Here is a 13408-nt window from a genome sequence, read left to right on the forward strand (position 1 = left end):
CGGTTACAAGAAGTAACCACGCAACCGGGGAGAGGAAGCATGGCAGCACCTGAGGCGAGCACACACGGCACGACACTTCGGGGGCGTTCCCTCGCGGTTCTCCTCATCATGTGCGGCGCGATCTTCATCGAGGGCTCCGACGTCGCGATGTTCAACGTCGCGCTGCCGACGATTCGCGAGGATCTCAACCTTGCGACCGGGCAGATTCAGTGGGTGGTGAGCGCCTTCGTGCTCGGCTACGGCGGATTCGTCCTCGTCGGGGGCCGGGCGGCGGATGTGTTCGGCCGTCGACGGGTGTTCCTCATCGCCATGGTCGCGTTCATCGCGTTCTCAGCGCTCGGCGGATTCGCAACGGATGGACCGATGCTCCTCGTCGCGCGAGCCGCGACGGGCATTGCGGCCGCATTCATGACGCCGGCCGGGCTCGCCATCATCACGACGACGTTCACCGACGTTGCCGCGCGGAACAAGGCCGTCATGATCTACTCCGCCGTCGGCGCCGGCGGCTTCTCCATCGGCTTGGTGGTCGGGGGCGGCTTGACGATGCTTGGGTGGCGGTGGGTGTTCTTCGTCCCCCTCGCGCTGTCCGTTCTCCTGCTTGCTGGAACGCTGGCGTTCGTTCCGCGCCAGATCGACGACAGCGGACGGGGCGGCAGGCTGGGCGCGGTTGCAGCCGCACTGCTCACCGCCTCCACGGTCTCGCTGGTCGTCGCCATCGAGCAGGCCGGTCACGGGGCCTACTCCATCGCCGCCGCGGTCGCCGTGGCTGCCGGTGTGCTCGGTTACTTGTTCGCCGCGAACCAACGGCGCTCCAGCCACCCGTTCGTGCCCGCCAACGTCTTGCGCGACAGAGGCATCCTCCGAGCCAACGCGGGAGCGGGTCTGCTCGCCGCCGGCTTCCTCGGCTTCCAGTTCATCGTCGTGCTCTATCTGCAGGAGCACCGAGGCTGGACCGTACTGCAGACCTCGCTTGCGATGCTGGTGATGGGCATCGACCTCATCCTCGCCCCCACACTCACACCCCGCCTGGTCAATCGATTCGGCGTGCGGAACGTGGCCTCGGTCGGCTTGGCGTTCGCCCTGGCGTCGTACCTTCTCTTCCTTCCAGCCGATGACACCTGGGGCTACCTGCTCATGCTCCCGAGCTTCGTCGCTCTCGGCCTGGCGTTCACCTTCGCCTACGGACCGCTCACGATCGCTGCCACGGAGCCAGCCGCAGAGGCGGACCAGGGCAGCGCCAGCGGACTGCTCTACACGGTGTTCCAGATCGGTGGAGCGATCGGGCTTGCACTCACCTCGATGCTTCTGGCATTCGCCGATTCGGTCTCAGTCGGCGCAGAGACCTATCGAATCGCCCTGCTTGCTCCTATCGCCCTAGCGGGGCTCGGTCTGCTGGCCTCGGTCGCCGGCCAGGCATGGAGACGGCCCGCGGCGGCCACCAGGGCCGCGGGCCGGCGGCAGGCGGCGGCTCAGCCCGACGAGCGCGACCCCGGTGAGCGCGACATGCCGAGAAGGCAGTCCGAGAGCGCAGCGGAAGCACGAGGGCATTGACTCCAAACGGCACCGATCGGTACCATTTCGGTCATCCACTCCCCTACTCAGTTGGGATTCCCTTGCCGCGTCTCCACGCAGTCGACCACGATTCCACCGGCCTTCTCGAACAGACCCGCAGGCAGCTCGGTCGCGTGCCGAACCTGTACGCCTCCATGGCCGCTGGTCCTGCCGCGCTCTCCGGATACCTCGCCATGCGGGATGCGCTCACCGACGGGGAGCTCACTCCCCGGCTTCGTGAGCAGATCGCCCTGCTCGTCGCACAGCTGAACGCATGCACCTATTGCGTCAGTGCCCACGCGCTCCGTTCTTCGCGGCTCCTCCACATGAGCGCGCAGGAGGTCAGCGACACGCGTTCAGGTCTGGACGCGGACCCGCACGCCCAGGCCGTGCTCACACTCACGCGACGGCTCGTCGAGGACCGTGGCCGAGTCGCGGACGCCGACATCACCGACGCTCGCGCTCACGGGGTGACCGACGGCGAGATGGCAGAGATCACCGCCCACATCGCCTTGAACACCCTCTCGAACTACTTCAACCACCTCGCTCAGCCAGAGCTCGACTTCCCCGAGATGCCGGCGTGAACGGGGAAGGGCATGTCGGGCCTGAGGCCCGGTGACGAGTCGCATGCGGGCGGTGGCAGCCGCCGCTTCCACGTAGGGTTGGCGCATGGCCAGCAGGGCCCGTGAGCGACTCGTAGAGACCGCGGAACGCCTCTTCTACGCGGAGGGCATCCGCGCGGTGGGAGTGGACCGGCTTCTGCAGGAATCCGGGGTAGGACGAGCCTCGTTCTACCGTCACTTCAGCGGCAAGGATGAGCTCGTCGTCGAGGTGCTCGAACGACGCGATCAGGCGTGGCGCGCCTGGCTCGCCGAGCGGGTCGTTGCGCACGGTGGCGGACCGCTGGCCGTCTTCGACGCACTCGAGGAACGTTTCGCACGGGCGGACTTCCGTGGCTGCGCCTTTCTCAACACGATGGTCGAGTCCGCCGATCCGGCCAGTGCGGCGCACCGAGTCGCCGCCCAGCACAAGCGCCAGGTCATCGCGTTCCTCTCCGATCTCCTGGCACCGCTCGGCATCGACGGCCAGCAGGCCCAGAGCCTCGCGCACCGGTTGATGCTGCTCATGGACGGCGCGATCGTCACGGCTGTCCGCGAGCAGAGCACCCAGCCGGCGGCGCATGCCCGCGAGATGGCAGCCGTCCTTATCGCCGGAACGGCCGGCCCGGTCGACGGCGCGGGATGAGTCGCCTCGCGCCGAGTGGACGGCTCGGCCAAGAGCCGGCCTAAGACATCGGCCATCGTGTGACACGACAGCGTGTCCGCGGCAGCCGGTGGCAGATCCGCAACGGTCAACGGCAGACAAGCGAGGCCGTGGTCCCCTGGGTGCCTCATAGCTTGGTATGAGCAATCACTTCACGACGGGAATCATGCACGCAGCGGAGCACGCCTTCAGCCATCTTGCACGACGGCACGAACAGCGTTTGGTGCGCGAACTGGAATTGAGGAGACGCGCATCCGAGGAACCGAACCGAGCGACGGGTCGGCCGGCGTCTACGCGAAGAGTGCTCCTCCACCTCGAGAGAACGCTGCAGCTCCTCTCGAGAAGGCTGCGGCGGAGGTCTGCAACCGCATGCCCCCAGCAGCAGTGCTGCATGATGTCGTGATGCGACAGTTGGTTTCCTCTGGGGCGGTGTGGGAACCGCTCGTCGGGTACTCGCGGGCGGTTCGGGTCGGCGACTGGGTTGCGGTGTCCGGCACCACAGCGGCGTTGCCGGAGGGCGGCGCCGTCGGAGGTGACGACATCGCGGAGCAGACCCGCGAGGCGCTGCGGCGGATCGAGACCGCCCTGGCCGAAGCCGGAGCGACACTCGAGCACGTGGTTCGCACCCGCATGTACGTCACCGACATCACCCGGTGGGAGGATGTCGGACGAGCCCACGGCGCGGTGTTCGGCACGATCCGGCCCGCCACGTCGATGGTCGAGGTCAGCAATCTCATCGACCCAGCGCTGCTCGTCGAGATCGAAGCTGACGCACTGATTCGATGACCGTCGCGTGAAGGCGAGCGGTCGAGTCCGGTCACGGAGGTCAACTCATCACTCCTCAGCGTCCCCGAGATAGGCGGCGACCATCGAGCGCGGTTGGTAGCCGAGCCCGAGGGCACGGGCCAGCTCACTGGCGTGGTGGACGACCTCCCCGACGACGGCGGCGTACAGTTCAGCGACCGTGCGTTCGTAATCGCGCTGATGCAGTGGAACCAGGGCAGAGTCAGCCCGCGAAGAGAATGCGGCCTCCATCAACGACGCGGTTCGCCGATACTCGTTCTCGTATCCGCCTCCGTAGGCGTTTGCCGGCGCGTGGACTGCCGCCCGGCGCTCCGCGCCGGATGGAACCACCCAAGGGGATGCGTCGACCGTGAGGACTGATGCAACCTGTAGGTTCTGCTCCATGAGTCGCCTGTAGAGTGCACCGACATTGCCTGCCGCGCCCGAAGTCGGGCGATCGAGATCGCCCGTGGTGAGCTCGGACAGATAGCCCGCAAGATCCTCGGTCACGGAGTGCAGGACGGATACGTCCACGGTGTCTTTCCTTAGTTCAGGATGCGGATGTTTACAGAGAAGATCATCTACCACGGTAGAGGGTCCGGAGCGGGGTGTCCATGAGTACGAGCCATGACCCGCACGACGCGCCTGATCTGGGAGCATCGCTGGCCCGCCTACTGCCTCGCCTCGCCGAGCTCGAGCAGCCGATCCTGAGCCAGGCGGGGTTGTCGATGTGGGAGTACGCCATCGTGTCCGAGCTCGCATCGGGGGATGCCGTCTCTCAGGTGGAGCTGTCACGAAGGACCCGGCGTGATCCGACCCGACTTGGGAAGCACCTCGACGAGCTGGCCGCGCGAGAGCTTCTGATCCGCGAGCTTTCGGCGGATCAGCGTCAGCGAACGGTCCGGCTCACCGAGGGCGGCCGGTCGACCTATGCCCGGGTCAAGAGCGCCATACGGGTCGTTGAGGAGGAATTCCTCACTTCGGTCATGTCCACATCCGACGCCCGGTTGTTCCGCAGGCTCCTGACCGATCTCGCTGAAGGCTAGGAGCTCGCGCGCAAGTCGGCAGCCACCAGTTCCGCCCGGCGCCGATTACCCGATGGCGGACGGGTGGAAGCCGTCGCGGGCGAAGAAGTCACGGCTCGGACGATGACGGATCCGACGCGCAGTAGCGCCATGCTGACCTACCAGGTCCCAGACAGGGCGTCCTGTGAACGGCGACGCGGAATGGCTCCCTGGATGCCGTCTCACCGACCCGACCTGATGTCGCCCCACCGGCAGGCGGTAGAATCTCCCTTGTCCGGCGCACCCATGATGCCTGGGCCAGCAGGAGCGACGCGCGCAGCGGGTTCATGGGGTCCCGACCGGCCCGCTCGACGCGGCGCCGACTTCGATTGCGTGGATTCCCACCCTCACGTGGAGTGTGGGGAACCTTGAGAGTTGTCGCGATGCGGGGTGCGGGCAAGGATCTTGATCACCTTGCCACCATCTTCGTGACGGTCGGCAACGGGGACATAGCCGAGGCGTTCGAGCAGCCCGATCGACCGCGCATTCTGCTGGTCGACCGTGGCGTAGATCCGCGGCAGACCCACCTGCTCGAGCGCGAAAGTCGTGATCGCCCTGGCGACCTCAGTTCCCAGCCCTTGGCCCCAATGCGCTCGCTCCAGCACATACACCAGCTCCCAGCCGTCGACGTCTTCACTGGGCGATGGCTTCAGCTCGGCATGCCCGACGACGGCACCTCCGCGCGTGATCGCCCACACAGCGAACCTGTTCCCGGCATAGACGGATGAGAAGATCCGGCCGAACAGAGCGCGGTCTTCCCCTTCGTCCTGAGGACCGTCCCCCACGAATCTGCTCACCTCTGGGTCTTGGAACAGCCTAACGAAGGCGTCTTCGTCACGCGGATCGTACGGCCTGAGCAATGCACTCCCGGCGTTCAAGACGGGGCTGGACGTTCCGGAGGGAGTCGAGGACATATCCACTTGGCAGCTTTCGTGATCGAGTCGAGTGGCGGCATGTGCAAGCCGCGTCCGTACCAAACTGTATGGTATGTTTTCTGGCGCGGCACAGTCAAGAGCGGCCACGTGGATCGATAAGGGAGTCGGATGACAAGTCGTCAGCGCTGGCTGCGCGAAGGCCTGGAGATCCTGGCCGATTCAGGAACCGTCGGACTCACCATCGAATCGCTGTCGGAACGCCTGCGATTGAGCAAGGGCTCCTTCTACCACCACTTCGGGGGCATGCCGGGTTACCGCCAGGCCCTTCTCGAGTACTTCGAGCACCGGGAGAATCAGGAGTTCATCGACCGAGCACGGGCGGCACCCGTGCCGGCCGGCGCGGCTCGTGTTCGGCACATTGTTGCCGATGCCATGGCTGCCGAGGGCGGACGGCCCCGCCTGGAGGCCGCTGTCCGAGCCTGGGCCTCCAGCGACCCGATCGCTCGCGAGTACATCGACCGAATCGATCGAGCCCGTGTCGACTTCCTGCAGGGAGAGCTCCAAGCGATGGGGCTCGAACAGCAAGCCGCGGCCGACTTCGCTCAGATCGGTCATCTGATGTCCATCGGAGCCGCGGACGCAGTGCTGTCCATGACACCACCGCAGATCGTTCGCCTGTGGGACCGGCTGCTCGCTGCGGCGGTGAGCGCCGCAACAACGGACGGATCGGACGGATGAGCACCTCGGTGCCTTCGCGCGCGCCGACCCCGGTTCCCCGTGCGAGCGCGCCGTCTGCACCAGCGCCCGTCAGCCCTACCCCACTTGGTGCGCATCACGATGCTCAGGTCGGCAACCAGAACAACCCGGCGGTCATGGCCAAGAGCGCGGCAAGCATGCGGTTCACTGCCACAAGCGCGCGAGGCGTGGAGAGCAGACGCTTCAGCGTCAGGCCGAGCACGGCCCACAGCACGTTGCACGGCGTGCCGACCAGCATTGCCACCAGCGCCAACAAGACGATCATCGCGAGGTCGACCCGGTCCGCGTGAAGGAACGCTGACACACTGGCCGTCGAAGCCAGCCAGCTCTTCGGGTTCACGAGCTGGAACGCCGCCGCGGCCACGAACCCCACCGGGCGATCCGAGGACCGTTCCGCCAACCCGGAGGACGACCACGAACGCCAGACCATCCACAGCACGTACAGGGTTCCGGCGACCTTCAACCCGACCTGCACCGCCGGGTGGGCGACAAAGACGGCTCCCAGGCCCGCGCCGACCAGAAGGTTCTGCACCAGAACTCCCGTTTGCACACCGAGAATGAGCGGCACAGTGTTTCGCAGACCGAAACGCAGACCGGAGTCCGCGAGGAGGACGTTGTTCGGCCCCGGTGTGATCGCCATCACCGACCAGTACCCGGCGGCCGCAGCAATCACGCCGTCAACGCGTTCCCCTCTCGACGGAGCGCGCCGATGCGGAGGTCGGCATTGCGGCGGTCCGGGTCACGTCGCGAGTCAAGGGCTCACGTGTGGGCGCACGACCATACCCGTCCCGGCGGACGACTCTGACCGTGCCCCCGACGCCCAACGCTGCCAGCACACCCAGCGCAATGAGGAAGGTCATGGCTCCCATTGAATTCCGCCTCCCGTTCTTCCAGCGGTGGCGCGATCAACCGATGTCGGTCGCCGATGCCTTCGAGCAGGCGCCGATGTTGATGCGAGGAGGCGGGGAACCGTGCAGCAGCAGGACCGTCGGCAGATCCCGATCCGAATCGATGGGACCGACTCGGAGTAGGACAGTTCCGTGCCGGCCACCGGAATGAACGCGTGCCGGGTCGCCGTCAGCGGCAACCCCATGGAGGTTCCTTTCTTCCGTGCGGACTCCGATCTCCAGGCAGCACCCGAAGCTCGATCCCACAGAGCGGATCCGTGCGCTGGCTCACGTGCCACCGGACAGCTCCGCAAGGCGCCGCAGCTGGCGGTCATGGTCGCCGCTCGGGAACAGCCACAGGCCGACCGAGTCCGCGCCCGCGGAGAGCAACCCTTCGAGACGATTCCGGACCTGCGCGGGCGTTCCCGCCACCGCGAACTCGTCGAGCCACTCGTCCTCGACTGCCAACCGTTCGTTCGGGGCGAGTGACGCCACCCGCGATCGGACCTCCGTCTCGAATCGCGACTGGCCGACGAGGGCTGAGTGTGCTTCCGCGGTGAGGAAGAACCCCACCGCATCGCGCACGGCGTTCCTGGCGACGTGCTCGTCGTCGTCGATCGAGGCGAGCACGTACGCGGTGATCCGGGGTGGACGAGGCGCATCCGTCCCGATCTGCTGCTTCGCCCAGAAGATGTAGCTCTCGCCGGACAATGCGGAAAGAAGCACACCGTCGGCGCGCCCAGCGGCGCGAAGGGCTCTGGCGTTGACCGCGCCGATCCACAGTTCGGGCTGAACCTCCGGAAGGAACTCCAGACCGATCCGGGCGAAGCGGTGCGCATCCGTCCGTTTGTCGAGCTCCGCACCATGCAGCAGGTCCCGCAGCGCGTCGAAGGTCTCCAAGACCGTCGTGAGGGGGCGCCGCGCCGTCAGTCCCATCTGATCCAGCCAATGCGTGTTGCCGAGGCCGACCGCGATGCGGACCCGGCCCGGGTACATCCGCGCCATGCCGGCGGTCTCCATGGCGAGCACGGCCGGGTGCCGGGTGAGCACACTGACCAGCCCCAGACCCGCGCGGGCCCGCTCGGTCGAGGCGAGCAACTGGGTCAGCCCCGAGAAGCCGCCCGTGAAGAAACAGTCCTCTGAGAACCAGAGTTCCTGGATCCCCAGCTGCTCCGCCAGACGTGCGCTGCGGATCAGCGTCTCCGGCGGCGTCAGGCTCCCGAAGACGACGCCGACTCTGTCACGGTTCACTTCGCTTCCCTCCTGTGAAGTGGTGACGAGCGGGTCACAGCTGGACCGCCAGGGACCCGGCGAGGAGCATCGCAATGCCGGCGGCGCGCAACGTGGTCACCCGTCGTCTCGGAAGGCCGAGCAGCCCCCAGTGGTCGATGAGCGCGGACCCGAGCTGCTGCCCGGCGACGGTGAGCGAGACAGTGGCAGCCGCGCCGATATCCGGAATGAGCAGGAACGTCGACGTGACATAGAGGGCTGCGCAGAGGCCGCCGACCCAACCCCACCACGGAACTCGACGGAGGCCGGGCAAGTCCGGCCATGGCGTCGCCCGCGCGCAGAGCAGGACCGCCAGCACAAGCAGCGCGACCACCACCGCGACGGTGAAGCTGATGAGGGCGACCGGCGCAGCGGCGCCGATCTCCTCTCGCAGAAGCGCGTTGATCGCGCCCTGAATGGGAAGCAGTGCACCCGCCGCCATTCCGAGCAGCAGCCAGCCAGGAGCGCGCCACGCTCGCGCCGTGCTCCCGTTCCCGGGCACGGGGCGAGATGGATCGCCGCTGATGACCACCAGGATTCCGACCAGCACCAGCGCCACTCCGGCGATGAGCTCTGCTCCGCCGGGCTTGGCCGGTACGCCGAACGCGCCGGTCACGTCCAGTACGGCGGATGCCAGCATCTGCCCCGCGACCCAGAGCCCGACCGTGGCCACGGCGCCGAGGCGCGGCACGAGGAGGATCCCGCTGGTGATGTAGATGGGGCTCGCGAGGCCGGCGAGCAGAACCCAGCCCGGCACCCGATCGGCATCCGCGAGTGCGGCCGCGGCGCCGGAGGCGAGAGTCACGACGAGCAACGCCACCCAAGCGGCGGCGAGCTGAACTGCCGCCGCCGCGAAGGGCGATCGCAGCCCCTTGTTGAGCTGGAGGTTGACCGACGCCTGGACTGCGAGCAGAGTTCCGACGGTGAGCGCAACCGCGTGGAGAATCACCGCTCGATCCCCTGCAGTCGGATGGAACACGTCCTTGCCGCTTCACGGCTGGCCGCGGGTGCGAGTACACGGCGCGGGGGAACTGCTCCGCACTGTCGCCTCGTTTCGAGTATCCGAGCGGGCTCAGGCATCGCGGCGGTGCAGGCTGACGGCTCCCGCGACGAGCGCCGCGGCGGCGTAGATTCCAACGACCGCGACACCTCGCCAGGCAGCGAGCACGTCGGCCGGAGCGGGGTCGAGGAAGGCGGCAGCGGCAGACAGCGGCAGGTACGGCAGCAGGTCCTGGACCCACCCGACTGCGACGAACTGCAGGATTCCAGGCAGGACGAAGAGCAGAACGTGCGCTGCGGTGACCGTTCCGGCGGTCGACCGGAGTGCAGAGCCCAGACCCAGGGCGAGCAGCGCCGAGGCCACAAGGAAGAACGTCGAGCCACCGAAGAGCTGCCACGTCACGGGGTCGTCCAGTTCTGGAAGCAGGTTGCGCGGGGCGAGCACCGGCTGAACCGCGAGCCAGGTCACAGCAAGGCCGACCACGCTGGTTGCCGTCGTGATGACGGCGACGATGACGGCCTTCGCCGCGAGTACCGGCAGGCGCGTGGGGACGGCGCCGAGGGTGGCTCGAATGGTGCCGGTCGAGTACTCGGCGGTCATCGCCAGCGCCCCGAGCACCGCGACCGCGAGTGCGGTCATCGAGTAGCCGCCGACGATGATCTCCGCGCCGTGCCCGGCAACCGCGATCATGTGAGCCGCGGCCTCCTCCGGCGTGACGTCGAGTGTCGCGGCCTGAAGGAGCCCGAACGACGCGGCGACGACCACGCATGCACCGACGACCCACCAGGTGGACCCCAGGGAGAGGAGCTTGATCCACTCGCTCCGCAGGGTGCCGGCGAAAGAGAGGCCGGCCGGTCCGCGATCCGGGTGCGCTGCGGCCGTCACTGTGTCAGCCGGGCGGGTCATCGGGCTCCCTCCAGCGACACGTGCAGGTCGGAGCGGTATTCCACGGCGTCGGCGGTCAGCGACAGGTACGCCTCCTCCAGAGTGGGCCGCTGCGGGATCAGCTCGTGCAGCACGAAGCCGTGGTTCGCGGCCAGTTGGCCGATCCGCGGGGCGGCCAGCCGTTGGACGTCGAATGCCTCTGGTCCAACGCGGTTCACGGTGCCTCCGGCATCAGCCACAACGACTGCGAGCTCGCCGGCCTGGGGAGAGCGGACCTTCACGGTCGTCGGGCTCACCGCATCGATCACCTCGTGCACCGAGCCGGCGGCGATCAGCTTGCCGCGTCCGAGCACCAGCACCTGGTCGGCGGTCTGAGCCATCTCGCTCATCAGATGGGATGACAGGAAGACCGTGCGACCGTCTGCGGCGAGATCGCGGACCAACGTCCGAAACCACAGGACTCCTTCCGGGTCGAGCCCGTTGACCGGCTCATCCAGCACGAGCGTGCGGGGGTCGCCGAGCAGTGCAGCAGCGAGACCGAGCCGCGCCGTCATGCCCAGCGAAAATCCTCCGACCCGCTTCGCGGCTGCCGCGGTGAGGCCGGTCAGTTCGAGAACCTCATCCACCCTGGCGGCGGCGATGCGGTGAGTGGCGGCGATCGCCCGCAGGTGCGAGCGAGCAGACCGCCCGGGGTGCGTGGCCACCCCGAGATGCGCGCCGACCTCTCGCAACGGCGCCGGATGCCGCCGCAACGGTCTGCCGTTGACCGCCACCGTTCCGCTCGTCGGCCGGTCCAACCCGAGAATCATGCGCATCGTCGTCGACTTGCCCGCGCCGTTCGGCCCCAGAAACCCGGTCACGGTGCCGGGAGCGACCGTGAAGGTCACGCTGTCGACGGCAGTCGTATCGCCGTAGCGCTTGGTCAGTTCTTGCGCCTCGATCATCTCCACCCTTTCGCCGGCTGGGCCGCCGCTGTTCTGCGGCGCTCAACACGTCTCCGATAACTCGAACTGTCGTGTACGAATTCCCAACCATAGGGCAAAACCTGTACTCACGCGTACGTGTTACGCCCGCGCCTCCGGGGCGCCCGGGAACGCTGCCCGAGGCGCAGTCGCGGCTCGGGGTTCTACGCTGGTGGCTGTTGGAGAACGACCGTTCTGATGGGGAGCCCTATGGAGTGCACGCGATGACCTCGGAGGCCCAGCCGCGTGCCGACGCTCGCCGGAACATCGAACGGATTCTCGATGCCGCCGAGACGCTCCTCGGTCGCGACCCGTCCGCCAGCATGGGCGACATCGCGGCGGAAGCCGGGCTCGGCCGCGTGACCGTTTACGGCCACTTCGGCTCGCGCCAGGCGCTGGTGGAAGCCGTCGTTCGTCGCGCGCTTCTGGAGGTCGACGCCGCATTGCAGGACGTTGACCTGTCCGGGGACGCTGGCGCCGCACTTGAGCGCCTGATTCAGGCGACGTGGCAGCTGACCGTGCGTTCAGGCAGGCTGCTGATCGCCGCGGAGGAGGCGCTCCCGGCAAGCACGATCCGGGAGATGCACCAGGGTGGACTGGAAGACCGCGTCCGCGACTTCATCGCCTCTGCGCAGCGACGCGGCGAGTTCCGCTCGGACCTGCCGACGGACTGGTTCCAGGCGATCTTCCACGCCGTCGTCCATGCGGCCTCGACCGAGATCCATGCCGGCCGGCTGGAACCGACCGACGCGACGCGCGTGATCACGGCGACACTTCTGGGCGCCCTCACGTCACTGCAGGGCGCGAGCTAGCCGCTTCGTACGCGGAGCGATGGAGGACGTACCCCTCTATCACAGCTCCCGCGTCGAGATGGTCGATCGCGGCGGTCCGAATAAAGCCCAGTCGTTCAACGAGCCGGACGGAGGCATCGTTGCCGCGCTCGATCAGTGCCTCGACGATCACCACCCCGAAGCGGGAGAACGCGAGGTGGAGCAGCGCCCTCGCCGCTTCGGACGCCAGACCGATCCCCTGCCTGTCTCCCCGCATGACGTAGCCGAGCTCAGCCCGGCCATCCGCGCCCCTCTTCAAGTCGACCTCGCCGATAACCCGCCCCGTAGCCCGCTCCTCGATCGCGAGGACCAGCCAGTCACCTTCGCGGGAGGCGACGTCCTGTGAGAGCCTCGCCTGGAGTGCTTCCTCGGTCTGCTTCCGGTCACGCACCGGCCAGGGAAGGTACCGCGTGGCGACGGGGTCACCGTGGAACACCAGGAGATCGTCCAGATCCTCAGTCCGGTGCCCGCGAAGATCCAGGCGCGCAGTGCGGATGGGAAGAACCGGCGCCCATGGTGTCGCGCTCACGCGTTATAGCCGCCGTCCACCGTGAGCGTCGCGCCCGTGACATAACCGCCGTCCGGCCCTGCCAGGAATGCCACCGCCCCGGCGATGTCCGCTGGGGCGCCGTACTGGCCGAGCGCGATTTGCGGCAACTCGCTCGCCGCCTCCTCCGAGCTCGCCGGATTCATGTCGGTGTCGATGTTGCCCGGGTGCACCACATTGGCGGTGATGCCGCGTTCGCCCAGGTCGCGGGCCAGGCCACGAGTCATGCCACCCACTGCCGCCTTCGTCATCGCGTAGAGCGCCACACCCGCGTACGGAACGCGGTCGGCGAACGTGCTGCCGATCGTGATGATCCGACCGCCATCTCGCATGCGACGTGCCGCAGCCTGGCTGAAAAGGTAGGGCGCACGCACATGGAGGGCCAGCGCGTGGTCCACCTCGGTCAACCCGACGGAGGCCAGCTCGCCGGAATCGAACGTGCCGGCGTTGTTCACGAGCACATCGAGGCCCCCGAATCGCTCGATCGCAGTTGACACCGCGGTCTCCGCCGCGCCAGGTGCTCCGCTGTCGATGCGTGCGGCGAGCGCGGCACCGCCGCGGCGGGTGATTTCATCGACGACCTCGTAAGCCGCCGTGCCAGACGAGCGATACGTGAACAGCACGCTCATTCCCTCGGCCGCCAAACGCTGGGTGATCGCCGCACCGATGCCGCGAGAACCGCCCGTGACGAGGGCGACGCGATGCTCCATACTCCTTCCTCGCAGCGTTGCGCGGG

General features: G+C 67.7%; 16 protein-coding genes. 7 read left to right on the forward strand and 9 right to left on the reverse strand.

Going from position 1 to position 13408, the window contains the following annotated elements; genetic code table 11:
• Positions 1-39: 39 nt before the first annotated feature.
• The 4 genes from ACFFGH_RS25775 (at position 40) to ACFFGH_RS25790 (ending at position 3600) form a co-directional block, all read left to right on the forward strand.
• The gene (locus tag ACFFGH_RS25775) at positions 40-1551 is read left to right on the forward strand and encodes an MFS transporter (RefSeq protein ID WP_386673704.1); all 1512 of its coding nucleotides are present in this window, start codon (positions 40-42) and stop codon (positions 1549-1551) included.
• Between the two features lie 62 nt (positions 1552-1613).
• Positions 1614-2135, forward strand: a complete 522-nt coding sequence (locus ACFFGH_RS25780) for a carboxymuconolactone decarboxylase family protein (RefSeq protein WP_386673706.1) — start codon at positions 1614-1616, stop codon at positions 2133-2135.
• An 85-nt stretch (positions 2136-2220) separates the two neighbouring features.
• Positions 2221-2796, forward strand: a complete 576-nt coding sequence (locus ACFFGH_RS25785) for a TetR/AcrR family transcriptional regulator (RefSeq protein WP_386673708.1) — start codon at positions 2221-2223, stop codon at positions 2794-2796.
• Between the two features lie 420 nt (positions 2797-3216).
• The gene (locus ACFFGH_RS25790) at positions 3217-3600 is read left to right on the forward strand and encodes a RidA family protein (protein WP_386673710.1); all 384 of its coding nucleotides are present in this window, start codon (positions 3217-3219) and stop codon (positions 3598-3600) included.
• 48 nt (positions 3601-3648) lie between these two features.
• Here the strand turns inward: ACFFGH_RS25790 and ACFFGH_RS25795 are convergent, their stop codons facing one another.
• Positions 3649-4131: a hypothetical protein gene (locus ACFFGH_RS25795; protein ID WP_386673712.1), complete on the reverse strand. Its 483-nt coding sequence runs from the start codon at positions 4129-4131 to the stop codon at positions 3649-3651.
• A gap of 80 nt (positions 4132-4211) precedes the next feature.
• Between ACFFGH_RS25795 and ACFFGH_RS25800 the strand changes: the two genes are divergently transcribed.
• Positions 4212-4643 carry a MarR family winged helix-turn-helix transcriptional regulator gene (locus ACFFGH_RS25800; protein WP_386673714.1) on the forward strand — a complete coding sequence of 144 codons (432 nt, stop codon included), beginning with the start codon at positions 4212-4214 and terminating at the stop codon, positions 4641-4643.
• Positions 4644-5008: 365 nt separating this feature from the next.
• On the opposite strand, the gene ACFFGH_RS25805 is transcribed toward ACFFGH_RS25800, so the two are convergent.
• A complete protein-coding gene (locus ACFFGH_RS25805; RefSeq protein WP_386673716.1) occupies positions 5009-5575 on the reverse strand; it encodes a GNAT family N-acetyltransferase in 567 nt (188 codons plus the stop codon).
• Positions 5576-5704: 129 nt separating this feature from the next.
• On the opposite strand from ACFFGH_RS25805, the gene ACFFGH_RS25810 reads away from it, so the two are divergent.
• Positions 5705-6274, forward strand: coding sequence for a TetR/AcrR family transcriptional regulator (locus tag ACFFGH_RS25810; protein WP_386673718.1), 570 nt, complete (start codon positions 5705-5707; stop codon positions 6272-6274).
• Positions 6275-6377: 103 nt separating this feature from the next.
• Here the strand turns inward: ACFFGH_RS25810 and ACFFGH_RS25815 are convergent, their stop codons facing one another.
• The 5 genes from ACFFGH_RS25815 to ACFFGH_RS25835 form a co-directional block, all read right to left on the reverse strand.
• The gene (locus tag ACFFGH_RS25815; RefSeq protein WP_386673720.1) at positions 6378-6965 is read right to left on the reverse strand and encodes a LysE family translocator; all 588 of its coding nucleotides are present in this window, start codon (positions 6963-6965) and stop codon (positions 6378-6380) included.
• A 502-nt stretch (positions 6966-7467) separates the two neighbouring features.
• Complete coding sequence (locus ACFFGH_RS25820; protein WP_386673722.1) at positions 7468-8430, reverse strand: LLM class flavin-dependent oxidoreductase; 963 nt, start codon at positions 8428-8430, stop codon at positions 7468-7470.
• A gap of 34 nt (positions 8431-8464) precedes the next feature.
• Entirely contained in the window at positions 8465-9397 is a 933-nt protein-coding gene (locus ACFFGH_RS25825) for a DMT family transporter (RefSeq protein WP_386673724.1), read from the reverse strand.
• 123 nt (positions 9398-9520) lie between these two features.
• Entirely contained in the window at positions 9521-10354 is an 834-nt protein-coding gene (locus tag ACFFGH_RS25830) for an ABC transporter permease subunit (protein ID WP_386673726.1), read from the reverse strand.
• A complete protein-coding gene (locus ACFFGH_RS25835; protein WP_386673728.1) occupies positions 10351-11277 on the reverse strand; it encodes an ABC transporter ATP-binding protein in 927 nt (308 codons plus the stop codon). Before ACFFGH_RS25835 ends, ACFFGH_RS25830 begins: the two co-directional genes overlap by 4 nt.
• Before the next feature lie 242 nt (positions 11278-11519).
• Between ACFFGH_RS25835 and ACFFGH_RS25840 the strand changes: the two genes are divergently transcribed.
• Positions 11520-12107: a TetR/AcrR family transcriptional regulator gene (locus tag ACFFGH_RS25840; RefSeq protein ID WP_386673730.1), complete on the forward strand. Its 588-nt coding sequence runs from the start codon at positions 11520-11522 to the stop codon at positions 12105-12107.
• Here ACFFGH_RS25840 and ACFFGH_RS25845 read toward each other — a convergent pair.
• A complete protein-coding gene (locus ACFFGH_RS25845; RefSeq protein WP_386673732.1) occupies positions 12082-12654 on the reverse strand; it encodes a GNAT family N-acetyltransferase in 573 nt (190 codons plus the stop codon). The two genes, ACFFGH_RS25840 and ACFFGH_RS25845, sit on opposite strands and share 26 nt — an antisense overlap.
• A complete protein-coding gene (locus tag ACFFGH_RS25850; RefSeq protein WP_386673734.1) occupies positions 12651-13382 on the reverse strand; it encodes an SDR family oxidoreductase in 732 nt (243 codons plus the stop codon). The genes ACFFGH_RS25845 and ACFFGH_RS25850 overlap by 4 nt, the downstream gene beginning before the upstream one ends.
• Between the last annotated feature and the right edge of the window lie 26 nt (positions 13383-13408).

The organism is Lysobacter korlensis (assembly GCF_042434515.1).